Origin of the sequence: Gardnerella nova (assembly GCF_049244055.1) — a bacterium.
Lineage (GTDB): Bacteria > Actinomycetota > Actinomycetes > Actinomycetales > Bifidobacteriaceae > Bifidobacterium > Bifidobacterium vaginale_H.
Genome location: NZ_CP058369.1, coordinates 1,583,390 through 1,606,126 on the forward strand (window position 1 = coordinate 1,583,390; position 22,737 = coordinate 1,606,126).

At 42.6% G+C, this 22,737-nt stretch carries 23 protein-coding genes; 8 read left to right on the plus strand and 15 right to left on the minus strand.

Annotation, left to right across the window (positions count from 1 at the left end):
- Window positions 1-26 precede the first annotated feature (26 nt).
- Window positions 27-638, plus strand: coding sequence for an FMN-binding protein (locus HXT56_RS06225; RefSeq protein ID WP_421778057.1), 612 nt, complete (start codon window positions 27-29; stop codon window positions 636-638).
- Between the two features lie 24 nt (window positions 639-662).
- Here the strand turns inward: HXT56_RS06225 and HXT56_RS06230 are convergent, their stop codons facing one another.
- Window positions 663-899 (minus strand): hypothetical protein, encoded by a 237-nt coding sequence (locus tag HXT56_RS06230; protein WP_421778058.1) that lies wholly within the window; start codon window positions 897-899, stop codon window positions 663-665.
- 236 nt (window positions 900-1,135) lie between these two features.
- On the opposite strand from HXT56_RS06230, the gene HXT56_RS06235 reads away from it, so the two are divergent.
- Entirely contained in the window at window positions 1,136-1,480 is a 345-nt protein-coding gene (locus HXT56_RS06235) for a hypothetical protein (RefSeq protein WP_250309855.1), read from the plus strand.
- Between the two features lie 26 nt (window positions 1,481-1,506).
- On the opposite strand, the gene HXT56_RS06240 is transcribed toward HXT56_RS06235, so the two are convergent.
- Window positions 1,507-2,010 carry a hypothetical protein gene (locus tag HXT56_RS06240; RefSeq protein WP_421778059.1) on the minus strand — a complete coding sequence of 168 codons (504 nt, stop codon included), beginning with the start codon at window positions 2,008-2,010 and terminating at the stop codon, window positions 1,507-1,509.
- Between the two features lie 193 nt (window positions 2,011-2,203).
- Between HXT56_RS06240 and HXT56_RS06245 the strand changes: the two genes are divergently transcribed.
- Entirely contained in the window at window positions 2,204-2,944 is a 741-nt protein-coding gene (locus HXT56_RS06245; protein ID WP_421778060.1) for a response regulator transcription factor, read from the plus strand.
- The gene (locus HXT56_RS06250) at window positions 2,938-4,161 is read left to right on the plus strand and encodes a histidine kinase (protein ID WP_421778061.1); all 1,224 of its coding nucleotides are present in this window, start codon (window positions 2,938-2,940) and stop codon (window positions 4,159-4,161) included. Before HXT56_RS06245 ends, HXT56_RS06250 begins: the two co-directional genes overlap by 7 nt.
- Window positions 4,162-4,233: 72 nt before the next feature.
- Here HXT56_RS06250 and HXT56_RS06255 read toward each other — a convergent pair whose 3' ends face one another.
- Together HXT56_RS06255 and HXT56_RS06260 are read right to left on the minus strand one after the other, a co-directional pair.
- Window positions 4,234-4,521, minus strand: coding sequence for an addiction module antidote protein (locus HXT56_RS06255; protein ID WP_004129679.1), 288 nt, complete (start codon window positions 4,519-4,521; stop codon window positions 4,234-4,236).
- Window positions 4,515-4,826: a type II toxin-antitoxin system RelE/ParE family toxin gene (locus tag HXT56_RS06260; protein WP_060787096.1), complete on the minus strand. Its 312-nt coding sequence runs from the start codon at window positions 4,824-4,826 to the stop codon at window positions 4,515-4,517. Before HXT56_RS06260 ends, HXT56_RS06255 begins: the two co-directional genes overlap by 7 nt.
- A gap of 317 nt (window positions 4,827-5,143) precedes the next feature.
- Between HXT56_RS06260 and HXT56_RS06265 the strand changes: the two genes are divergently transcribed.
- The 3 genes from HXT56_RS06265 to HXT56_RS06275 are packed head-to-tail and all read left to right on the plus strand — an operon-like array spanning window position 5,144 to window position 7,500.
- The gene (locus HXT56_RS06265) at window positions 5,144-5,605 is read left to right on the plus strand and encodes a hypothetical protein (RefSeq protein ID WP_421778062.1); all 462 of its coding nucleotides are present in this window, start codon (window positions 5,144-5,146) and stop codon (window positions 5,603-5,605) included.
- A 34-nt stretch (window positions 5,606-5,639) separates the two neighbouring features.
- Window positions 5,640-6,293: a response regulator transcription factor gene (locus HXT56_RS06270; protein ID WP_250309851.1), complete on the plus strand. Its 654-nt coding sequence runs from the start codon at window positions 5,640-5,642 to the stop codon at window positions 6,291-6,293.
- Between the two features lie 34 nt (window positions 6,294-6,327).
- Window positions 6,328-7,500, plus strand: coding sequence for an exodeoxyribonuclease V (locus HXT56_RS06275; protein ID WP_421778063.1), 1,173 nt, complete (start codon window positions 6,328-6,330; stop codon window positions 7,498-7,500).
- 238 nt (window positions 7,501-7,738) lie between these two features.
- On the opposite strand, the gene HXT56_RS06280 is transcribed toward HXT56_RS06275, so the two are convergent.
- From HXT56_RS06280 to nrdH, 7 genes are all read right to left on the minus strand, one after another.
- Entirely contained in the window at window positions 7,739-7,912 is a 174-nt protein-coding gene (locus tag HXT56_RS06280; protein WP_004110365.1) for a hypothetical protein, read from the minus strand.
- Entirely contained in the window at window positions 7,909-8,202 is a 294-nt protein-coding gene (locus tag HXT56_RS06285) for a DUF2089 family protein (RefSeq protein WP_004134118.1), read from the minus strand. The genes HXT56_RS06280 and HXT56_RS06285 overlap by 4 nt, the downstream gene beginning before the upstream one ends.
- Window positions 8,203-8,466: 264 nt before the next feature.
- Window positions 8,467-9,918 (minus strand): ATP-binding protein, encoded by a 1,452-nt coding sequence (locus HXT56_RS06290; RefSeq protein ID WP_421778064.1) that lies wholly within the window; start codon window positions 9,916-9,918, stop codon window positions 8,467-8,469.
- Window positions 9,919-10,259: 341 nt separating this feature from the next.
- On the minus strand, window positions 10,260-11,369 hold the full coding sequence (gene nrdF / locus HXT56_RS06295) for a class 1b ribonucleoside-diphosphate reductase subunit beta (protein WP_081091176.1): 1,110 nt from the start codon (window positions 11,367-11,369) through the stop codon (window positions 10,260-10,262).
- 97 nt (window positions 11,370-11,466) lie between these two features.
- A complete protein-coding gene (gene nrdE, locus HXT56_RS06300; protein WP_421778065.1) occupies window positions 11,467-13,692 on the minus strand; it encodes a class 1b ribonucleoside-diphosphate reductase subunit alpha in 2,226 nt (741 codons plus the stop codon).
- 76 nt (window positions 13,693-13,768) lie between these two features.
- Window positions 13,769-14,269 carry a class Ib ribonucleoside-diphosphate reductase assembly flavoprotein NrdI gene (gene nrdI / locus HXT56_RS06305; RefSeq protein ID WP_116712194.1) on the minus strand — a complete coding sequence of 167 codons (501 nt, stop codon included), beginning with the start codon at window positions 14,267-14,269 and terminating at the stop codon, window positions 13,769-13,771.
- Window positions 14,262-14,534 (minus strand): glutaredoxin-like protein NrdH, encoded by a 273-nt coding sequence (gene nrdH, locus HXT56_RS06310; protein ID WP_116712195.1) that lies wholly within the window; start codon window positions 14,532-14,534, stop codon window positions 14,262-14,264. Before nrdH ends, nrdI begins: the two co-directional genes overlap by 8 nt.
- A gap of 432 nt (window positions 14,535-14,966) precedes the next feature.
- Between nrdH and gndA the strand changes: the two genes are divergently transcribed.
- On the plus strand, window positions 14,967-16,421 hold the full coding sequence (gndA, locus tag HXT56_RS06315; RefSeq protein WP_421778066.1) for an NADP-dependent phosphogluconate dehydrogenase: 1,455 nt from the start codon (window positions 14,967-14,969) through the stop codon (window positions 16,419-16,421).
- Window positions 16,422-16,512: 91 nt separating this feature from the next.
- Here the strand turns inward: gndA and pgl are convergent, their stop codons facing one another.
- From pgl to HXT56_RS06335, 4 genes are all read right to left on the minus strand, one after another.
- On the minus strand, window positions 16,513-17,346 hold the full coding sequence (pgl, locus tag HXT56_RS06320) for a 6-phosphogluconolactonase (RefSeq protein ID WP_116712197.1): 834 nt from the start codon (window positions 17,344-17,346) through the stop codon (window positions 16,513-16,515).
- Between the two features lie 54 nt (window positions 17,347-17,400).
- Window positions 17,401-18,342: a glucose-6-phosphate dehydrogenase assembly protein OpcA gene (locus tag HXT56_RS06325; protein WP_116712198.1), complete on the minus strand. Its 942-nt coding sequence runs from the start codon at window positions 18,340-18,342 to the stop codon at window positions 17,401-17,403.
- Window positions 18,339-19,931, minus strand: a complete 1,593-nt coding sequence (gene zwf, locus HXT56_RS06330; protein ID WP_421778067.1) for a glucose-6-phosphate dehydrogenase — start codon at window positions 19,929-19,931, stop codon at window positions 18,339-18,341. The genes HXT56_RS06325 and zwf overlap by 4 nt, the downstream gene beginning before the upstream one ends.
- Before the next feature lie 264 nt (window positions 19,932-20,195).
- Window positions 20,196-22,685, minus strand: coding sequence for an acyltransferase family protein (locus tag HXT56_RS06335; protein WP_421778068.1), 2,490 nt, complete (start codon window positions 22,683-22,685; stop codon window positions 20,196-20,198).
- Window positions 22,686-22,737: the final 52 nt, after the last annotated feature.

The window sequence follows — 22,737 nt, forward strand, 5'->3', positions numbered from 1 at the left end:
ATTTAAGATTTAAAGGCGATGATTTTATGGTTTCGGATAATATGTTTCACGATGTTTCACGTTGCAATAATTTGCGTGATGATTTGAAATCTAAAAAAGTTGCAAAAACCGTTGCTACGCTTGCGATTGTAGCCGCATCGTCAACTATGTTTTCTGCTTGTGGTGAGCCGAGTGCTGTGCCGATGAACGATGAGTTTGCTGGAAACTCTGGTCAAAGCGAAAACGATAGTGGCAATGCTTCGAAGTCTTACGATTCTGGTGCTCAACAATCGCACGCTTCCGCGCAAAGTGAGGATTCACAAAATCAGCAAAATCAGCAAAATTCGCCTAAAACAGACACTGGCAATTATAAAGATGGCGATTACAAAATCAAAGCTACGTATGGTCCGGTTGCGGAAGATAGCATTGACGTGAATTTAAGCGTTGCAAATGGAAATATTAGCAGTGTGCAAATAACGTCTCATCCGTTTACGCCAATCTCCAAAAAACACATGAGCGCTTTCAGTGAGGCTATTCCAGGAAAAATCGTTGGAAAACCGTTAAAAGATTTGCATATTTCGGTTGTTGCTGGAGCAAGTTGGACTAGTGATGCCTTCAACAAAGCGCTTGACGTTGCTCGTCAAGAGGCTTCAATTTAATCCGCAAAATAATCTTGAACTACCTTAATCTTTGACTTCAAAAATAGTTCCTTCGTTGCGAATCATTGTTGCCATCATGACTCCGAGTGATGCCATAAATGGAATAATAGCATTACTGTATTCGTGCATGAACTGTACAAAATCATGATTACAAGAAATAATCGCAACGAACAAAATAAAGAATTCGAATGCTGTAAATATTGCCCACTTAAGAATCCAAATAAGCGTTTCTTTAATAAGTTTTATATAGTCCTTGCTCATGAGTTGTTTCCCTTCCAATTTGCTGTTTTGTTTGTGAGCATTGTAGCTAATTCGCGTACATTGCTTCTCGTTCATACGTATTTTGTATTTCTAGTATAAATATTGCAATTTTTTGCAGCAATATGATGTACTCAAAACTCAGTACTCAAGATTGCGCGGAAAATGTTTGTAATTAGACTTAAAGCAACGCACAAATGTGTTGCGCAAATACGTTACAAATACAAGGAGATACAAACATGAACAGCGCAAATATGGGTAGTGTAAGCAGTGATTTTGGTATAAACTCTTGGCTGCCAGAAGATAACGTAAACAAAATAGGAAACGCTAGTGAAAATAGCATTAATCAAATTCAAAAGCAGGAAGATGACTTTGCGGAAAATAGTAGCGAAGAGCTTTCACAAGATGAAATTGATGAATTAGCTAAGCAATTAGAAGAATTCTTTACAAAATATATTGTGCTAGAAAATGGCTCTTTTGTTGTAAAAGAGGATGCTATTATTGCAGACGGTTATGGCGATCACATAGAATATTTTCGCAATGCTGCAAAAGGATTAAATCTTTCAATGGAAGATCAACAATAAGCCTAAATCCTTAAAGTCTTAAATCTTTAAAAATCGCTTTCATCAATAGGGTGACCTTGTGGGCGCTTTATTACTCGCCACAAAATCACCAATGTTAAAACGCCATTTGCAATTCCGTAATAATAAATCCAAGGAACGTGAATAAGCCCACAAATAAAGCATGAAATAATATTTATTAAATTATTTGAGTAATTGTTGAGTATTTGCTTATTTTGTGATTCGACTTTTTTGCGTTCTTGCTCAAGAGTAATTATGTAATCTTTGTTGTTCTCTATATTCTCAACATCACTACTTATGCTGTTATCACCCGCGCCGCTAAGCTTAGATATATTATTTTCTATATACGCATTTTTTGCTTTAATAACGCTGTTGAGCAAGAAAAAATATGCACAAGAATACATTGCAACAGAAAGAAGTCCTAGAACAAGCCACAAAGCGAAAAGGTCAAAGCTACGCATAAAAGCAGCTGCTGAGGCGAACGCCATCGCAGCTACTTCTGCGGAGTGCAATACTACTAGTCGTTTTGTCATATAATCCTGCTGCAATCATTATTAAAAATGAATTTTCAACGCAACCGAAAGTCACATATTGTTACTTATTATAATCACATTTGACTTACATGCATTACTTGTAATCATTTATTACTACACGATTTGCTCTACTTTGCGCATGCTTATAAAGTAGAATATAAGAAAAGTAGCATAAGATTGCAAGAAAGCCATTATGCAAAAAACGTATGCAATAGTAGATAACGACCCATTAGTTTTAGCGGTTATGCGAAACGTGCTCAGCAAGCTTTTGCCAAGCGAGTACGCGTGCAAATGGTGCGTAAAATCAGGCGTGCAAGCTTTGAAATATTGCCAAGTAGCAAAAACTACTCCAGATTATATTTTGATTGATATGTCAATGAAAGACATGTCTGGAGTAGACGTAATACGCGCAATTCGTGAGCAAAACAACAGCATTATTTTAATTGGTATGACTTCTTACGATTGTAGATCCTACGCTTCTATGGTTTCGCAAGTTGGTGGGCAAGCGATGGTTGCTAAAGACAATTTCAAAGGGCTAGCAGAAGCTTTGCAATATTGCGATAAGCAGAATGTGTATGGCTGCCGTTGCGTTAAAGACGTTGTTTACGATTTTGCTACTCCGCAAGAATCTTTTATTAGGCTTTCTAAATCAAGATCGCGCAGCGTTTTGCCGCCTCAAGAACTAAAAATTATGGATCTGCTTACTAAAGGTTACACAACGAATCAGATTGCGGCTCAACTTGGTCTTATGCCGAACACTATTAACACGCATATTCATAGAATTTACAAAAAATTGCATGTTTCTAATCGCGTGCAAGCAATATCCGCGTTTGCTGCAATGCAAAATCGTGAGCAAGATAGCAATATACAATATTTTAATGATTCGCCGCAGAATCATCCGAATTTTTTGCAAGAAACGGATAATGCATGTTAATGAAAACATTTTCGCGCGTTATTGAGTTGGTTAAAAGCTGGAAAATTCAACGAACTTTATTCATAATATTGGCGATTCTTGTAGTGTCAATGGATGTGCAATCTTGTAATACAGCTGGTCTGTGGCATAACCCACAGCAATCTGTATGTCAATACGTTTGGATGTTCACAATATTTCTTTTGATTGCTTTTTCGCGTCAAATATCCCTAGTAACTCCGATTTTGTATTGCGTAACGTTAGCAGTACCAGGCGTAAATGCAACTTGCTTTCTTTTTTCATTGATTGCTAGCATGTTTGTTGCAGGCTTTTACGATTCGTGGAAGTATTTGTTTTGTGCGTACATAGTTTCGCTGAATATTATGTACTTTGCAAAGATGGCGTACATTCCGCTTACTTTTCCTTGTTTTATTCTTATTTCCATGATTTGCGGTTACGCTTTGCGAAAGTATTTGACCATGTTGGAGGAAAATAATCGCGCAAAAATGGATATTGTACGCAGCGAATTCCAGTCTTATATTGCGTCGGTTGCGTTGCAATTGCATGACGATGTGAACAATGAGATTACGGATATTACGCTGCTTGCAACGGATGCTTTATACGCTGAGAACAGTGGGCATACAAAAGAGTCGCTAGAGCAGATTGTTGAGCATTCTCGTAATGCGCTTTCTAAAACGCGACTTGTTATTAATCTACTCGAGCAAGCTGAGCATAAGTATGATGATTCTTTAGATTCAAATATTGCCAGCACGCAGTTCGTTTATGGTTCTAATAGCAATGATCGTATAAGTTTGACTGATTTCTTATGCAATATTCGTGCACGATTGCAATCTGAGCGTAAGATTTGCGAGCAGCTTGGGTATTATGGCTCTTTAATAGTGGTTGATAAAAGTTCGGGGAGTGGTGATTTTACTGCATCTGCAACTGTTAGTACTGAAAAAGCTCAATGTGCTATTCGCATGTGCAGCGAGCTTCTTACTAATATTCGCAAGCATTGCAATACTAGCGTTGATTTTTCTATGAATGTTACGGTTGATGAGCGAGAATGCAAAATAATGTGTATGAATTCGATTTCAATGTTGAACAAGTTTGGCGAAAGGCTTGTTTTTGGCAAAGGGCTACTGTTCCACAAAAAATCTGTGGAACGTTTAGGTGGATCTTTAAACGCGCAAAAAGATGATGATGCGTGGCTGGTCAATGTTGTTATTCCGTTAAACTAACATCACTCAAATCGCGCATTATCGTGGCAAAAATTGCAAAATTAGCAAAAACTGCCACGATAACTGTGTGCGTCACGCATTTGCTGGTTCTATTGCAATACGTCCACCTAATGCTTGAACAACCTTCGCAATAGTTTGGAAGCTGGGATTGCCGTCTCGTCTTAAGCTTTTGTAAAGGCTTTCCCTTCCAACCTCGGCTTTTTGAGCAATTTCTTTCATTCCTCTAGCTTTTGCAATATCGCCTATAGCGGCTTGCAGTAAACAAGGATCATTTAGTTCTGCTGCTGCATTGAGATACGCAATAACATCATCATCGTTCTCAAGATACTCACTCGCATCCCATTTACTTATATTTACCATTTCTTCTCCTCAATTAACTGTGCAAGGAGTATCTTTGCTTGTTTAATATCTTTACTTTGACTACTTTTATCTCCACCAGCGAGTAACAGCATTAGTTTTGAGCCTTTTTGCGCAAAATACACACGATATCCTGGTCCAAAAGCGAAACGCAGTTCACTAATACCATTGCAAACTGGATGTAAATCACCTACTGGCTTACCTGCAATTTCACATAATCTCAGCCTCGCATTAATTCGAGCTTTAGATTGCGTATCGCGAAGTTTTTTCATCCAATTGCGATACTCATCTGTTTTAAGTATCTCCATAAAAATATTTTATCCTGTAGGATACAGTTTTGCAATAATAAGTAAACAGTCATATCGGTTATCGTGGCAGTTTTTGCTAATTTTGCATTTTCTGCCACGATAACTCCATAAGTACGCTTCTATTTAAGAATAGTTACAAAACGGAAATATTCTTAAATACTGATTGTTGGAAACATACAAACTGCTAATAGTAAAAGTTTTTTAAAGTTTTCTAAAAGCACTATCGTTAAAAATAGGTACGCCTATTTGTGTAGATAAAATCTGCACGTTAGTATGTTGGTAATTTACAAAACGAGAATCACAAGGAGGTGCTTATTATGACTAATCCTTTGCGCGGTATACGAGAAGAAGATATCGCCAAGTACTTTAAAGATCACAATCTTTCAGTTGATAAGACGTATGTGCTTACTATGAAATACGACCCTTGGTGGAAAGATTTAATCAAACTATTTTTGTTACCTAAATTATTCTATGTAGCGCAAAGCGTTGTTGCGCGTATTATTGCTGCCACTAATAATGAGTTTATTATTGTTAATCCGAATGTCATTTTAGGCTCGGGTAATCTAGCTAAATTAGACGATAAGTATCTTCGTCGTATTGCGTGGAATCAACTCACTAATTTTGAAGTTATAAGTAAGCCAACAACTCAAATAATTCGTTTTACTGCGAATGGCAAAACCGAAGAATGGAGTGTGCCAACGGAAAGTGCTAGCGTATGGCACTTTAATGTGTACAATCTTGATAATTTGAGAAAAACAATACAATCGCACATCTCTTGATAAGCAAATTCCGAAACAAGATACCATATATTGTATGAACACTACTTACGCAATTGTTGATAATGACACGCTTGTATTGCGATATATGCAACTTCTTCTGAAAAGTCGTTTGCCTGAAAACTTTGTTTGTGCATGGATGTGTTCTTCTGCAAAACAAGCTATTCATCGTTGCATTACAGAAAATACTCCTGACGTACTTTTAGTAGATATGTCAATGAGAGAAATGAGTGGTGTTGATGTAATTAAAGCAATTCGCGAGCGCAATAGCAATATTGTTTTAATTGGCATTACTTCCTACATGTTAGATGAATACGTATTGCAAGTTGCTAAGTCGGGTGGTCAAGCGTTAATACATAAAGACAATTTATCAGACGTAGTTGCAGCTATCCAATCGCGCGCAACAAGCTACGGGTGTCCAGAATTGCCACAATATATTGACTATTTTCACACTCCGCAAGAATCATTTAATATGATTTCTCAACTTCCGAAGACTTCAGTTTTGTCTCCTCAAGAATCGGAAATTATGCGCTTGTGCAAACAGGGATCTTCTACGAAAGAGATTGCAGATCAGCTTAATGTGAAAGTTTCAACAGTCAACACGCATTTACGGCGTATTTATGGAAAACTTCAAGTTAAAAGTCGAATGCAGGCGCTTGCTGCGCTCGCAAAATACTCGCATGACATATAACGTGTAAGAAATTAACGTGTAAAAGTAGGTAGTTATGAAATTATTAACGCGTATGATCAATTTTTTGCCGCATGATGCTTGGCAGAAAATTGGAATTGGTGCAATCATAAGTTGTACTTTGATTCTTGAAATTTGTTCCTATAATAATCTTCATTACTACTCTAATTGGCATGCAATTACGGTTGAAATAGTATGGATTGTAATCTGCTTATGTATTGCAATCTGGCCTCGTAAAGCATCTTTTATTGTGCTTATTTGGATGCCGTTGGTAATTATTGCGCCAAATATCAACTACTCATCTATGATGCTTACCATATTGATTTGTTTGGCAATTGCTGTAATTACTCAACCTTGGTACACAGTGCTTTCTTCTTGCGGGGTATCTTCATGGTTCTTTATTATCTGCGATTTTCAAAACGCTTATGTGTTAGCGTGGTGGCTTCTTATCACTCTTATTTCTAGCGCAATCGTAAAATACTATATTTCTACTATTCACCAACAGCAGGAACAGTTATTTGCACAGCGTTACAACGTTTTTCAAAAATATACCACTATTGCAGCAATTCGCATGCACGATGAAGTAACTAATGAGCTTTCCAGTATTATGATGATGGCTCAACAATCTATTGAACCTCAAACAACTCATGAGCAAGAGCATGAAAATTCGCGAGAGATTCTTCAACGTGCTACTACAACTGTTCATAGAGCACGTAATATCATTTCTCTTCTTGACAATGCTACAACTGCAAGCACTGGCGATGTTATGCAATCTACTACATGTTATAAAGATTTTTGCACAGGCTTACGCGTTCTATTTGACTGTGAACAAAAGTCATTTGAAAAGCTTGGCTATATTGGTTCCATTGATTTGAGTAGTGATTTAACTGCCGAAGATTCTCGGTCAATCCATTTGCCTTTTGAAGAATGTGCTCAAATTGAATATATTTGCAGAGAACTGCTTGCGAACGTAAAAAAGCATGCTGCAAAGCCTAAAGAATACGCCATGAATGTCATGCTTAATGACCATGAATGTCATATTACGTGTATAAATAGTGCGCAACGCGGTATTCTTGCTAACTTGCAATTAGGATATGGACTGCGTTTTCATAAGATGCTTGCGGAACGAGTTGGTGGAACTTTTAAAGTTATTGAAGATGGCGATTCGTGGATTATTAATGTATACGTTCCGCTTCATGCAGAGAAATAGCCATTGTGCAAGAATAAATTATTGTGCTTTCTTGCGCTTTAATCGAGTACTTGGATCTATTTCAATCTAGTATTTGGACACTTTTCGACCGAGTATTTGGACACGCCTTTGCGCAGCAGATGCAAGTAAGCGGTTAATCTGTGACACATAATGCTGTTTCGTTGCTATTTTATACGAGTTATCGTGGCAGATTTTGCTAATTTTGCAATTTTTGCCACGATAACTCGGTTTTTGTGTTTTATAAGTCCTGTAACGCAATTCTTTTATCTTCTGCAGACTGTTTAGATGACTTATCGTCTTTCTTAAGAGAATGCGCATAGCGAATAAGACTTCTTGCAATAAAGAACACTAAAGCACATATAGCAAGTGCAATAAGAATGTCAATTATTGGACCAAATAATGCATAGCTCATGATTCATCCTTTCTTTTTCTATATTCGTTTATGAGTGTTCGAGCTGTGTCAACATCGTATTTATCGTCAATAGCAAGACTCTTTACTAAAAGAACGAACGGGTCTTCTGGTTCATTGTCGCTTATTCGAATTTTTTCAATGAGCCTGTTAAGCCTGATTCTCATCGTTGGGTAAGAGACTTGATACATTTGCGACATTTCTTTTAACGATCCAGACGATAATACAAAGTTCTTTATAAACGACATGTCTTCGTCTGTGAGATTAGCCATCCATCTTGGAATATGATCCATATCACCCTTTTCTTCAGCCTATAAACTTTAATTAAATTAAACTTTTATTAAAAATATTAAAGTTGCTGTATGAGTTTGTCAAGAATAAACATGAGAGATATGGCACAAAGCGACATTTTTATGTCGCCAAAATAATAAAGATATATATTTACGTAACATATGAGAACATGGAGTTATCGTGGCAGAAAATGCAAAATTAGCAAAAACTGCCACGATAACACGCGATTTCGGCTGCACGATATGGTCGTAACTATTGTTGCGCAATCAGTTAAAAAACATTGTTTGTGCGTCTACGAAGTTGATGCTTGTTTTAGCATGACGAGGATTGTAAGAAGTTGGATGTTTTGTAAACAGCATAAATATTTTCTTGTAATCGCGATTTTTTGCATTCTCAACTAAAGTTGCGCGCTGCAACAACTTGCTCACCGCTTCAGCTTCGTTAAGATTATTACGCCACTTACATTCTGCAATAAGAAGCTGCTTGTTAATATCGTCTTCTGCAACAATATCAATATCGGTTTGCTCACGAGCAATAGGGTCCGCACCCCACCATTTGCCTAACTTAGTTGGTAAAAAGTCCATTCCGCCAACTTTGCATTGGTGCACAATCCACTGTTCGCACATTTTCTCGAACTGTTGACCTACAAAAGTACTAAACGCTTCATGCTCGCCACCAAGAACACTACTTGCGGCAGCGTGTGAAAGTCCGCGTTCAATCAATCCTTTATTAGGAGCTACAAACCTATACCAATACGCAAAAAATGGGTCACAAATCTGCCATAATCCTTTTTTACAATGAAGTGGATTCATGCCGAATGGAATATTTCTTTCAATTAATCCAAGGCCTTCTAATCTTTTCAAATACACGTTCACTGATGTAGCTGGCAATCCAATACGATCCGATATTAAAGTCGGAGTATTGCAGCCCGTTGCAAGAGCGTTTAGCACACTATTGTATGTTGAAGGATCACGCAATTCTTGACGCATAAGCATGTCTGGTTCAGCGTACAAAATTCCCGAAATGTTAAAGCATAATTGCTCAAGATTTTTCGCAAACGAAGACTTATTATCTAACTGCTCTATATAGTATGGCGTTCCTCCAAGAGATGCAAAATAGTTGATTTTATCTTCCCAGGTAGCATTATTTGGCATAAGCTCAGATGCTTCAAAAAGATTAAATGGTCGCAGGCGAATCTGCGCGGTGCGTCTTCCGTAAAGTGGACTCTTTTTACCAAGCACTTCACTTTCCATGAATCCTTCGTTACTACCGCACAAAATAAGAGTCATGTTCGTGTTCTTAAATTTATGATCTATTGCGACTTGGAATGTTGACGCTAAAGACTTATCCGCTTGAGCTGCGTACGGAAATTCGTCGAAAACTAGAATAAGTGGAGATTTAGGAGCATTCTGGTCTACGGCGTTAGATTGTTGCGCGACAAAATCGAGAGCATCGTTCCAATTATTAAACGATCCTGTAGTTGATGGAAGATTGAAGAAATCGTACACAGTGCGTGAGAAATCACGCAAATTCTCGATATTAGTTTGCTCGCGAGCAGTAAAAAGTATTGCGCGCTTATTTTTACAAAATTGTGAAATAAGCGAAGTTTTTCCTATTCGTCTTCGACCATAAACTATTGCCATCTGGAACGAGTGATTGCTGTTTTCATACAGTTTTTCAAGTACTTGTAACTCGTCTTGTCTGCCAACAAAAACCATATTCCACCTGTCGCTACGCCAATAATTGCAATATTTTTCAGTGCATCTTATTGCTGCTGAATATACGCTCTATTTAATATAATCGCGATTATTATAATCGTAATTATAATAATCTAAATTATATTATTTTGCAATATGCTCAACGCAATCACGCGTTATCGTGGCAAAAATCGCAAATCTAGCAAAATTTGCCACGATAACTCCATAAATACGCTTCTATTTAAAAATAGTTCCAAAACGGAAATATTCTTAAATAATTAAATAAAAAAGGTTGCTTATGAAAAGTACATAAGCAACCTGACTGATTAACTAATTAACGAAGCAATGAAGCAACTGTGCGATTAGAAGTCCCAATCATCGTCGTCAGTTTCAACAGACTTGCCCATAATGTAACTGGAACCAGAGCCGGAGAAGAAGTCGTGATTTTCGTCGGCTGCAGGAGAAAGAGCCGCAAGAATCTCTGGGCTTACATGAGTTTCTTCTTCGCTGTACTTAGCAGGGTAGCCAAGGTTCATCAAAGCCTTGTTAGCGTTGTAACGAACGAAATCAAAAACGTCATCGTGGAAGTCAAATCCTTCATAAATCTGACCAGAATACTCAACTTCCAAATCGTACAAAGTGTCGAGCAAGTTCATAGTGAACTTTTCAAGATTCTTCTTATCGTTCTCGCTTCTAAGCTCCAAACCGCGCTGGAACTTGTAGCCAGAATAATAACCGTGAATCGCCTTATCACGCAAAATCAAGCGAATCATGTCGGCAGTGTTCATCATCTTGCCGCGAGAAGCAAAGTAAAGTGGCAAATAGAAACCCGCGTAAAGAAGCAACGAAGAAAGCATAGTTGCAGCAATCTTGCGCTTAAGTGGATCTTCGCTCTCATACTCGCAAAGCACTGTGGTAACGCGCTGCTGCAAAACGTCGTTACCAACAGCCCAACGGTAAGCCTCATCAATCTCCTCGCTAGAGCAAAGAGTGGAGAAAATAGAGGAGTAGGAGCGAGCGTGAATCGACTGCATAAAAGCAATATTCGTGTAAATAGCCTGCTCATGCTCAGTGCGCGCGTGCTCAATCTGGCAAAGCTCGCCAATAGTTGCCTGGCTGGTATCAAGCAAAGTCAAGCCTGTAAAAACGCGAGTAGTGGTCTTGCGCTCAAGGTCGGTGAGGGAACGCCAAGAAGGAATATCGTTGCTCAGCGGCACCTTTTCTGGAAGCCAGAAGTTAGCAATAAGACGATTCCAAACGTCCAAATCCTTGTCATCAACAATATTATTCCAATTAACTGGGCGCACGCGCGAACCGTGATGGTAGCGATACTGAGCTGGGGTGATAGAAGCTGCCATCATCTCGTCGCTTGCGATTACGCGGTTCGTGCCGAAAGGCTTATCGAGGCTACTGCGCAGTGCCGTTGGGTCGAGCGCTGTTGGGTCGAGCTCGGTTGGGCTGAGTTCTGTCATAATTACTCCTGATTTTGTGTTTACGTTTTATAAAATTTTTAAGTTTTTGATTTAATCTGTGAAAGATTTACAGCGCTAAGATTTTCAGCGCTACGGCTTACAGTGTGCAGCTTACGCAACCCTCGATTTCCGTACCTTCCAAAGCCTTCTGGCGAATACGAATGTAGTAAAGAGTTTTAATGCCCTTACGCCATGCGTAAATCTGAGCTTTGTTCAAATCGCGAGTAGTCGTAGTGTCTGGGAAGAACAAAGTAAGAGACAATCCCTGATCCACATGCTGAGTTGCTTCAGCGTAAGTGTCAATAATCGCCTTCCAGCCAATCTCGTAAGCATCCTTAAAGTACTGCATATTGTCATTCGTCATATAAGCGGCAGGGTAGTAGACGCGGCCAACTTTGCCTTCTTTACGAATCTCAATGCGCGAAGCAATCGGGTGAATCGAACTCGTGGAATGGTTGATGTACGAAATTGAACCAGTTGGAGGAACAGCTTGCAAATACTCGTTGTAAATACCATCGCGCAAAATCTCGTCGCGCAACTGCTCCCAGTCCGAAACGGTTGGAATAGCAACGTTAAAACGAGCAAACAAATCGCGAACCTTTTGAGTGCGAGGTTCCAACGAACGGCTTCCATCCGTATACTTATCGAAATAGTTGCCTTTGCCCGCAGGCTTAGCGTAAGCGCTCGTCTTAAAGCTTGCAAAAGCGTGGCCGCGCTCTACAGCCAAAGCGTGAGAAGCTTTATAAGCGTGGTAGGCAACCGTCATAAAGTACATGTCTGTAAAGTCAAGAGCTTCCTCGCTTCCGTACTGCATATGCTCGCGCGCAAGGAAACCATGCAAATTCATTTGACCCAAGCCAATAGCATGGCCTTCTGCGTTTCCGCGACGAATCGAAGGCACAGAATCAATCGAAGTGTGCTCGGATACAGAAGTGAGCGCGCGCACAGCCAAATCAACGCTTGCACCCAAGTTTCCATCCATTGCCTTAGCAATATTAAGCGAGCCAAGATTGCAAGAAATATCGCGACCAACGTGGCTATAAGACAAGTCAGCGTTATAAGTGCTTGCTTCTTGAGTTTGCAAAATCTCGGAGCACAAGTTGCTCATAGTAATGCGGCCCTCAATAGGATTCGTGCGATTTACAGTATCTTCAAACAAAATGTAAGGGTAGCCAGACTCAAACTGAATCTCCGCAAGCGTCATAAAGAATTCGCGAGCATCAATGTACTTCTTGTGAATACGAGGATTTGCAACCATCTCATCGTAATGTTCGGTAACAGAAATGTCTGCAAAAGGCTTGCCATATTCACGCTCAACGTCGTAAGGGCTAAACAAAGCCATCTTTTCCTTACGCTTAGCAAGCTCAAAAGTAATATCTGGAATCACAACGCCCAAAGAAAGCGACTTAATACGAATCTTCTCGTCCGCGTTCTCGCGCTTAGTGTCAAGGAAACGCATAATATCTGGGTGGTGAGCGCTAATATACACAGCCCCAGCGCCCTGACGAGCGCCAAGCTGATTAGCGTAAGAGAATGAATCTTCCAAAAGCTTCATAACAGGCACAACGCCACTCGACTGATTCTCGATTCGCTTAATAGGAGCGCCAAGTTCACGCAAATTCGTAAGCAAAAGTGCCACGCCGCCGCCGCGCTTAGAAAGTTGCAAAGCGGAATTAATTCCGCGCGCAATAGACTCCATGTTATCTTCCAAACGCACGAGGAAACAGCTCACAGCCTCTCCGCGCTGAGCTTTACCAAGATTTAAGAACGTTGGGGTTGCTGGCTGGAAGCGTCCTGCAAGCATCTCGTCCAAATAGTTAAGGGCTGCCTTTTCGTCGCCGTCTGCGAGTTCCAAAGCTACAGCTGCTGCGCGCTGAGCGAAGTTTTCCAAATACTGCTTGCCGTCGAATGTCTTCAAAGCGTAAGAAGTGTAGAACTTAAAAGCGCCCAAGAAAGTACCAAAAGTGTGGTGAGCGGCTTCTGCATGCTCGTAGAATTTATCGAGAAACTCGTCGCTGTACTTTCCGAACACGTTGCCGTTGTAGTAGTAGTTGTCAATCAAATACTTCAAGCGCTCGCGAGTAGAAGCAAACTTCATGCTGTGCTCTTGCACGTAACCCGAAACGTAAAGCTTTTCTGCTTCCTGATCTTTATCAAACTGAATGCCTTTTTCTGGGTCGAAAAGACCGAGCATGGCGTTGAGAACGTGGTAGTCGCGGCTGTTGCGAATGCGTTCTGCCGTGCTGCCGGCGGTTGTGCTAATAGTGTCAGTGTGATCAAGATTAAGCGAAGTGGATTCGCTCATCGGATCCGTGCTATTCATGGGTTTTATTCCTTTCCTCGTGCGTTATTTTTGCTTTTCAAACGCTGGTTTTTTTTGTTACTTTTGTACTTTTTGCTTATTTAGTTTCTTTTGCTTCTTTTAGTTGCTTTAAAAATTTCGGTATTCCCTGCGCTACTTTTTCAATATCTTCCGCTGTTCCTGTCAACTCAAACGAATACATATTTGGGATTCCGCACTTTCCGGCAATCTGACCGCCTGCAGCGCAATAAGCGTCACCAAAATTCGTATTTCCGGAAGAAATTACGCCTCGAATAAAGGAGCGATTTTCGCGATTATTCAAGAATTTGCGCACCTGTATTGGTATTGCTTTTGAAATATTTCCGCCGCCGTAAGTTGGTACGATTAGCACGTACGGTTCGCGCACGTTTAATTCCGGATCTTTCGGACGAAGCGGTATTCGGTACACGTTCACGTTACTGCTTGGAAAGTCGCAGTTTTGTACAAATCGTAACGTGTTTTCGGAAACTGAGGAAAAGTAGACTACAGCTCCGATTGATTCGCCTTGTGCTCGCGCTTCAGGCTCGCTTGGTTGTGCGATATTTTCTTGTTCACTCATTGTTTTCAGCTTCTTTTGCTGGCTCTGTGGAAGTTCCGAGCCTATCTGCAATTTGTGCAATTAAATCTGGGCGATATCCACTCCAGGATGCGTCTGGCGCAATTACTACAGGTGCCTGACGGTAGCCTGCATTGCGTAGCTGATCTAATGCTTCGGGACTTTTGGATAAATCAACAGTTTCAAAATTCACGCCGAGTTTGGTGAACTGTCGCTTGGTGGCATCACACTGTGGGCAATGAGGCTTAGTAAACACTGTAATAGTCATTTTTATCTCCTCTGGTGATGGGGAATTTGGTAATTCCGGGTTGTATCAACAAAAGCCAAATAGTTAGCTTACTCCAAATAAGTACTATTTATAGTAGTGTGTCGATTGCGTAAACACTACATATAGTTATTGTTGGGATTCGTTAAAAATAGCGTGTTTGTAAGCGTGTCGTGTTTTGTTACCAATATAAAAGCGTATTTGTACAGCTTAAAGATGTAATTTATATCACAAAATTTATCGTGCAACTTTCGTATTTTGTGTATTAAAAATCTTGTGCATATCGGCTTATAAAATTAAAGGTGCGTTTCTTGAAGGGGCGTAACGCAAAATTATGTACTTTCTTATGCGTGCTTTTTTAAGATTGTGCAGATTGCTTAAGTGCGCTATGTGCGTGCGGAAAATATAACAATATACAAGATAAGAGGTGTCATTATGGCGGAAGCCCAGGCAAATATTGGTGTTGTTGGTTTGGCGGCCATGGGGTCTAATTTAGCGCGCAATCTTGCGCATCACGGCAATACGGTAGCTGTTTACAATCGCCATTATTCTCGCACAGAAACCTTGATGAACGAGCACGGTAGCGAAGGCGCTTTCGTTCCTGCAAAAACCGTTGAAGAATTTGTGTCTTCCTTGAAGCGTCCGCGTACTGCAATCATTATGGTTAAGGCTGGCGCTCCTACGGATGCTGTTATCGAGGAACTTGCGAACGCTATGGAGCCGGGAGATATTATTGTCGACGGCGGAAACTCCTACTTTGAAGATACGATTCGTCGAGAGCGTGATATCCGCGCTCGCGGTCTTCATTACGTTGGTTGCGGTGTTTCTGGCGGTGAGGAAGGCGCTCTCCGTGGTCCTTCTATGATGCCTGGTGGTACTGAGGAATCTTGGAAGACTCTTGGCCCTATTTTGAAGTCGATTGCAGCCGTTGCGGAAGGCGAGCCTTGCGTAACGCATATTGGTACCGACGGTGCTGGTCACTTTGTAAAGATGGTTCACAACGGCATTGAATATTCGGATATGCAGCTTATTGCCGAAAGCTACGATTTAATGCTTCGCGGCTTGGGTATGAAGTCCGACGAAATTGCGGACGTGTTTAGCGAATGGAATAAGGGCGAGCTTGATTCTTATTTGATTGAGATTACTGCGGATGTGCTTCGCCAAAAGGACGCTAAGACCGGTAAGCCTTTGGTTGAGATGATGGTGGATCACGCTGGCATGAAGGGCACTGGCACTTGGACTGTGCAGTCTGCTCTTTCGCTTGGAATACCAGTTACGGGTATTGCTGAAGCTGTGTTTGCTCGCGGACTTTCCAGCCAAGTTGCTTTGCGTGAAGCTGCTGAAAGCCAAGGCTTAACTGGTCCGGAAGTGCATTTTGATTTGAACGATGATGAGCGTAAGGCGTTTATTGAGGATATTCGTCAAGCTTTGTACGCTTCTAAGATTGTTTCTTACGCTCAGGGCTTCGATGAGATTGCGGCTGCTGCAATTGAGCATGATTGGAAGATTGACCAGGCTGCTGTTGCTCGCATTTGGCGAGGCGGATGCATTATTCGCGCTCAGTTCTTGAACCGCGTTTCCGAGGCTTTTGAGTCCGGTGAAGCGAGCGTTTCGTTGCTTTTCGCACCGTACTTTAAGGCTGCTATTGAAAAGTCGCAGGCTGCTTGGCGTCGTGTTATTGCGCGAGCAGTTGAGCATGGTGTGCCTGTGCCAGCATTCTCCAGCTTGCTTGCGTACTACGATGGCTTGCGTTCCAAGCGTTTGCCAGCTTCTCTTATTCAGGCTCAGCGCGATTTCTTCGGTGCACACACCTACGGTCGCATTGACGAACCGGGAGTATTCCACACTCTGTGGGCAGACCCTAATCGCCCAGAAGTGAAGCAAGATTAAAACAAATAATATTTATAGATAACAGGCTTCTGTATTTGTTATGCAGAAGCCTGTATTTTATTGTGCTGAATTAATGTGCATTTCGCGAAATCTAGTCAATACACTCAATAGCAGCTTGCAATGTGCCTGCGGTGGTTAGCCAAGAGATTTCGTCAGTTCCGTTTGCAAAAGACGCAGGATATTCAGGATTGTTAGCTCCCGAAAGTGAATTCATTAAAGCAGCGCCCTTTTCTGCGCCGGCAGTCAAGAACCAGGTGCGACTGCTGTGAGCTAGCACGGGAACTGTAAGTGACAATCGCATTGGAGGAAGTTTAGGGGAGTGGTTTACGCCAACAACAATGCGCTCGCGATTGTTGACATGCGGTAATCCTGGGAAAAGCGAAGCCATGTGTGCATCCGGGCCCATGCCAAGAATTGCCAAATCAAATACTGGCTCTTTGCCAAGCAATCCTACGATTTCTTCCTCATAGTCGCGCGCTGCAGCATCCAAAATAGCGTCATTTTTAGCGTCGCTGGCCGCTGCAATTTCCTCCGCACTACGCTCATCTGCAGGCATCTCGTGAATATGAGATTCTGCCAAAGCTTTGTGAGAAGTAAGTAAGTCGAGCAGCGCTTCGCGAGTTTTGCGTGCGTTACGATCCTCGCTATCATAAGCTACAAAACGCTCATCTGCCCACCAAATATGCACTAAATCCCAATCAATCACAGTCAAAAGTGGGTTGCTAGCAAGCATTTGGAACATGCGAATTGAATCCGTGCCGCCAGTAATAAGTAAATGGAATGGTTTGTCGAGATTTTGCACATTAGCTTGTGACTCCATAATAAGAATTGCCAAGCGTTGAGCTGCAACGGCTGAAAGCACATCGGGATTATTGTAGCCGTAAACGCTTGCGTTGTGTGCAAAAGTAACTTCATTATCCGCCATAGTTATTCCTTTTATGCCATTAAAAATGTTTCACGCGTTGTTTCACGTAATGATTCACGCATTTTCTGCAGGGTTATCTCGCACCAGCTGCGCATAAATTTCGTCAGGATCAATGCGTCGCAATTCCTCGCTTAGGCAATCATCCAAAGTTCGTATAGGAAGCGCAATAGGCTGAGCGGTCTGACCAGGAAGACTAATCAAAGCTTGATCTCCTCCAGCAGGGCGAGTAAGCGACAACGTACCATCCTCGCGCTCTAAAGTTACGGAAGTAATAGCTTGAGCATCAGGATTTTCAACTATTTCAACCGGTACGCGCAAACTACTCTTGAGCCAAGCCGCAAGCAAATGCAAAGAAACATAGTGAGCGGGGCCAACAACTTTCGCGCTCGTGATTGGCAAATGTGGCGGCTGGTCGAGCATAGAAGCCAACAGTGCTCGCCACGGAGTAAGGCGAGTCCAAGATAAGTCTGCGTCTTGCGGAGACCAGTTTTTGCGTAAGTTTTGAACAGTTTTAAGCGTATCGTCAGCGCGCTGGGCGTCGGTAATTCGACTGCTTGCCATCGCTCCAAGCAAATCGTGAGCAGGATCTTCCGGAGCGTTCGTCGGCCACCACGCAACAATCGGCGCATCTGGCACAAGTAGCGGAATAACAAGCGTATCCGGGTGACGAACTAAACCGTTATGCGGGTACAAAATAATAATCTCGCCAGCTCCAGCATCCGCACCAAAACGCACTTGAGCATCAAGATTTGGCACAATTTCTCCACGCTCGGCAGCATGCTCACTAGACCAATCGCGAACCATAGCAATTACGCGGCAAGGATGTTCGCGGCTGGCAGCATTCGCAGCTTCAAGCGCGTGCTCTAGTTCTTGAAGAGTTGTGTCGATAAGTAACGTAAGTACACGGCCAGTTGCAGATTCTCCGCGTTCTTCGTGCAATTCGTCGATTTTAGCCGCAATCTTACTTGTGTTGGTATCAGGAAGGTTGATAATCATGGCAGCCTCCAATGGCGGTTATTGCGAGCAAGCATGTCGTCTGCTTCCTTAGGGCCCCAAGTTCCAGCGCGGTACGGCTGCGGCTTAGTGCCGAGTGTGCTCCAGAAATCTTCAATAGGATCGAGAATTTTCCAACTTAAATCGACTTCTTCAGTAGTTGGGAACAACGGAGGCTCACCAAGAAGTACGTCAAGAATTAAACGTTCGTAAGCTTCAGGGGAACTTTCAGTAAAGGAACGTCCGTAACTAAAGTCCATTGATACGTCGCGAACTTCCATAGCAGTTCCACCAGGAACTTTTGCGCCGAAACGCATAGTAACACCCTCGTCAGGCTGCACACGAATCACAATCGCATTGCTACCAAGCTCTCGAACCGCAGTCGATTCAAACGGCAAGTGTGGAGCGCGCTTAAAAATAACGGCAATTTCCGTAACGCGCTTGCCTAAACGTTTGCCAGTACGCAAGTAGAACGGCACTCCGGCCCAACGGCGAGTGTCAACGTCTAATCGCACTGCAGCATACGTTTCTGTAGTGCTTTCAGGATTGATTCCCTGCTCTTCCAAGTAACCAACTGCTTTATACGATCCTTGCCAACCGGCTGCGTACTGTCCGCGAGCAGTATTAGCCGCTAAATCGTGAGGCAAGCGGATAGCAGATAAAACTTTCGTTTTTTCTGCAGTTAAATCGCTGGCACGGAAGCTTACAGGTTCTTCCATAGCAGTGAGCGCCATAAGCTGAAGCAAATGGTTCTGAATCACGTCTCTAGCGGCGCCGATGCCGTCGTAATAACCTGCGCGTCCGCCAATGCCGATGTCTTCCGCCATGGTAATTTGCACGTGATCAACATAATTCGCATTCCAAATCGGCTCGTACATGGCGTTAGCAAAGCGGAAAGCAAGCAGATTTTGCACTGTTTCCTTGCCTAAGTAATGATCAATTCGGAATACGGAATTAGGATCGAAAACTTCCGAAACAACCCGGTCTAATTCGCGCGCGCTCGCTAAATCGTGACCAAAAGGCTTTTCGATAATTACGCGACGCCACGCGTGTTCGGAAGAGTGCGAAAGGCCGGAAGCTGCTAGTTGTTTAGCAACTACAGGGAAACTCGAAGGCGGAATAGACATGTAAAATGCGTGGTTTCCGCGAGTTCCACGGTCTCGATCCAGCTCATTTACTGTATTACTTAAACGTTCAAAGGCAGCAGAATCGTCGAAAGTTCCGCGTACGAAACGGATACCTTTGGCGAGGTTCGTCCATGTTGACTCGCGAAATGGTGTGCGACAATGCTCCTGAATGTTTTCACGCACAAAATTAACGAAATGCTCATCGGTCCAGTCTCGTCTTGCGAAGCCAGTCAAACCGAATCCTGGGGGAAGTAGCCCTCGATTTGCTAAATCGTATACGGCAGGCATGAGTTTTTTCCTTGCCAAATCGCCTGTAATGCCGAAAATTACCAGGCTGCACGGGCCTGCAATACGAGCTAAACGTAAATCTCTGGGGTCTCGTAATGGGTTATGCCATATTTGGTTTGTGTCGCCTATACCACGGTTGTTGCCGCAATAATCACATGGGTTCCTCAACTCAGTCATACATACTATCGTAATGTTCGGTTACTATTTTTCACACTCGAGTCGTCATTTTTCTTGCATTTTTGTTATAGGCTTTTCTTGTAACAACTGCAAAGTAAGCCTATAAAGTAAGCCTATAAAGTAAGCCTATAAAGTAAGCCTATAAAGTAAGCCTATAAAGTAAGCCTATAAAGTAAGCCCGCAAAGTAAGCTTATATTCTATACAATAATCCCGCAAAGTTGTAATAAAACTTTCGCTTATTGCGCTAGTTTATTGCGCTAGTTTCAGCCTCCACAAACGGCAAGACGAATCATTTTAGCGTACTGTGGGCCGCCAACTGGTGTTAAATGAACGCCGTCATCCGTCAAATATTCGGAGTGACCTTCGCTCAAACCATGCCAGTTAATTATGCCAACGTTAGGGTGTGTTGCTGCAAAGTTGCGTAATCTTTCGTTGGTAGTGTCTTGCCATGGCTGCGGAACGCGAGTGGTAACAAAGTAGACCGGCTTGCCTTTGGCGACGTCAACCATGTGTTGAAGTACGCTATCGTCTCGCGGTGGGCCATTAGTTCCCAAAGCGTAAATAACAATATCTCCGGCATGTTTGCCCGAAATATCTTGCTCGTATTCGTCAGCTCCATGGAAAATTTGCCGACTTACTTTGCCGTCAATATAGGCGTTAGGCATTGCCTGCATTAAGTACGGTTTTGCGCCTTCTGTAATGGAATCACCAACCATGGTGAGATTTACTGAGCATGTACCAGTGCGTTGATCGATACGCGTGTGAGAAGTTTTCAGATTGTTTGGTACTTTTTCCGCAATAGGGAACAGTACGCGGTATCGCGATGGCGTTGGAGGGAGGGCTTGTTTTGCAACGTTTTTATGCAGGCCCCGCAGTGTGCGATGATACTTTGTTGAAGTGTTGTCGCCGCTGGCATCTTTTGCATGTTGTGGCTGATCGGTTTTTTGCTTCGCATTTTGTTGTGTATCCGCAACAGTTAATTCTGGGCGAAGTTGCACTGCTCGTTGCTGCGCGATTGCTTGCCAGCTTACTGGGAGTGACACAATCGCTAGCGTAACAATAAAGCATAGCGTTATAGCAACATAATGAATCGTGGCGAGCAGACGATTACCGGTCACTTGTTTTTCGAATATTTGGTAGAAACATTCTGCGATTACTACTATTGCTAGAGCTTGAAGTAGCTGTTCCCAGAAGGAAGCTGAGGTCGTGCGAGTTGCAGGGTTGCACAATTCCAGCAGTGGGAAGTGCACCAGGTAGATCGAGAAGGATCGGCGACCAAGGTACGCTAGTGGCGCCCAGGAAAATATGCGTGCGCAAATGTTGGTGCCGCTGATACATGACCACAACAATAACGTGCAGAATACTGCCGTGAGAGTGTACCCGCCGAAAACTAGTAGTGGTGAAGCGCCGTCGGCGTAAATAAAACAGCAGCACAATACTACGGCACAAGCAGCTCCGATTGCGGAATGTTGCCACGAAGTAAGTGGAGTGCAGACTACATTTTTTGGCTTCTTGAATACGTCGTCGGGAAGCTCGCTTATGTCAGTTGAATTAGTTACTCGTTGCGATGAAGATTGTGCCGAAGACGCTGTTGAAGTCGTGTCGAAGGTATCGTTATCTTCCGAAAGGTCGATTTGCAAGCCTGCGCGTAAATCTTCAGGAATACCATCGTCTTCGTGTGAGTGCATTCCATCCGCGCCTAAGATTTCAGACGAGTTGCTAACGTTGCGAGAGGTATTCTCTTGGGCAACGTTGTGTGAATCATCTTTAGTGATACCATCTTGCGTGCTACTCAAGGTGACTATCACGTGTTTGTTGCCGCGCAACCAATTGACTACGCGAACAATCCAGATATGAAGCGAATGCTTACTAAACCACGCGTTATACATTGCTAGCATAGCGCCCAGCAAAAATTCTGATGCTCGAGTATCGAGCGAGTAGTACACGCGTGCTGGTGTTTCGTAGTTTCCGGAAGCATAAGCAAAAGCAAAGGTGAGTGCTGCAGAAAGTACCACTAATCCTGCGGTAATGTACATGCGGAGTGCGGGTTTCCGCACTGCTGTAACGAGGGCCGTAAGAATGAGCGGCCACACGATAAAAGCTTGCATTACCAAGCCTAAATACCACAAGTGTTTAATAGGTGAAGGCAATCCCGATTGCTCAAAGTAAGAAAGCTTACGCACAACGTACGTGATATTGCTGAAAAATCCTGCGCCGGGAAGCGCGTCGGCTTGTAGTTTTGGCAGCAGGCTCGGCGAACAAAGCCACATTATTGGTGCTGTTATCGCAATAACCCCAATTGTTGGAGGCCAGATTCGTTTAATTCTATGCCATAGGTATTGCCAGTAGTGTCGAATTTTACTGGTGTTACTGGTGTTATCCGGATGTGTTGTGTTTTTTCGAGCAGCGATATATTTCAATACTGAAGCAGTGCAAAAATAGCCAGAAAGCACGAGGAACAGTGTTACTCCTAGGAAACCGCCTGGCAGCAAACTTGGGCGCATGTGGAAGCAGACTATGCCGATAATTGCTAAGGCTCGCAAACCATCTATAGCTGGATTGCGTTTTGCTGCGTTTGCTGAACTTGAGTATTGTTGTTGCGTATCAACTTTTGTTGGTGAAGTATTGTTTGCTGACACGAGCCCTTCATAAACTTGTTTATCACTAGCATTACCCGCCGTTGCTTTACTGCTGACTATGGTTTGTTCGACCGGTGAGACAGCGGAAGTGGTCATGCTTTTCTTTCTTGTCATCGTGCCTGCACTTCATCAACTATGCCGATATATGTACGGCATATTGTGTGTA

Coding starts and splice junctions, on each gene's coding strand:
- HXT56_RS06230 (WP_421778058.1), bottom strand. CDS start 899: ATGAGCAAGGACTATATAAAACTTATTAAAGAAACGCTTATTTGGATT.
- HXT56_RS06335 (WP_421778068.1), bottom strand. CDS start 22,685: ATGACAAGAAAGAAAAGCATGACCACTTCCGCTGTCTCACCGGTCGAA.
- HXT56_RS06265 (WP_421778062.1), top strand. CDS start 5,144: ATGACTAATCCTTTGCGCGGTATACGAGAAGAAGATATCGCCAAGTAC.
- HXT56_RS06235 (WP_250309855.1), top strand. CDS start 1,136: ATGAACAGCGCAAATATGGGTAGTGTAAGCAGTGATTTTGGTATAAAC.
- nrdI (WP_116712194.1), bottom strand. CDS start 14,269: ATGAGTGAACAAGAAAATATCGCACAACCAAGCGAGCCTGAAGCGCGA.
- pgl (WP_116712197.1), bottom strand. CDS start 17,346: ATGGCGGATAATGAAGTTACTTTTGCACACAACGCAAGCGTTTACGGC.
- HXT56_RS06275 (WP_421778063.1), top strand. CDS start 6,328: ATGAAATTATTAACGCGTATGATCAATTTTTTGCCGCATGATGCTTGG.
- HXT56_RS06225 (WP_421778057.1), top strand. CDS start 27: ATGGTTTCGGATAATATGTTTCACGATGTTTCACGTTGCAATAATTTG.
- HXT56_RS06290 (WP_421778064.1), bottom strand. CDS start 9,918: ATGGTTTTTGTTGGCAGACAAGACGAGTTACAAGTACTTGAAAAACTG.
- gndA (WP_421778066.1), top strand. CDS start 14,967: ATGGCGGAAGCCCAGGCAAATATTGGTGTTGTTGGTTTGGCGGCCATG.
- zwf (WP_421778067.1), bottom strand. CDS start 19,931: ATGACTGAGTTGAGGAACCCATGTGATTATTGCGGCAACAACCGTGGT.
- HXT56_RS06325 (WP_116712198.1), bottom strand. CDS start 18,342: ATGATTATCAACCTTCCTGATACCAACACAAGTAAGATTGCGGCTAAA.
- HXT56_RS06245 (WP_421778060.1), top strand. CDS start 2,204: ATGCAAAAAACGTATGCAATAGTAGATAACGACCCATTAGTTTTAGCG.
- HXT56_RS06270 (WP_250309851.1), top strand. CDS start 5,640: ATGAACACTACTTACGCAATTGTTGATAATGACACGCTTGTATTGCGA.
- HXT56_RS06240 (WP_421778059.1), bottom strand. CDS start 2,010: ATGACAAAACGACTAGTAGTATTGCACTCCGCAGAAGTAGCTGCGATG.
- HXT56_RS06285 (WP_004134118.1), bottom strand. CDS start 8,202: ATGGATCATATTCCAAGATGGATGGCTAATCTCACAGACGAAGACATG.
- HXT56_RS06260 (WP_060787096.1), bottom strand. CDS start 4,826: ATGGAGATACTTAAAACAGATGAGTATCGCAATTGGATGAAAAAACTT.
- nrdE (WP_421778065.1), bottom strand. CDS start 13,692: ATGAATAGCACGGATCCGATGAGCGAATCCACTTCGCTTAATCTTGAT.
- nrdF (WP_081091176.1), bottom strand. CDS start 11,369: ATGACAGAACTCAGCCCAACCGAGCTCGACCCAACAGCGCTCGACCCA.
- HXT56_RS06280 (WP_004110365.1), bottom strand. CDS start 7,912: ATGAGCTATGCATTATTTGGTCCAATAATTGACATTCTTATTGCACTT.
- HXT56_RS06255 (WP_004129679.1), bottom strand. CDS start 4,521: ATGGTAAATATAAGTAAATGGGATGCGAGTGAGTATCTTGAGAACGAT.
- nrdH (WP_116712195.1), bottom strand. CDS start 14,534: ATGACTATTACAGTGTTTACTAAGCCTCATTGCCCACAGTGTGATGCC.
- HXT56_RS06250 (WP_421778061.1), top strand. CDS start 2,938: ATGTTAATGAAAACATTTTCGCGCGTTATTGAGTTGGTTAAAAGCTGG.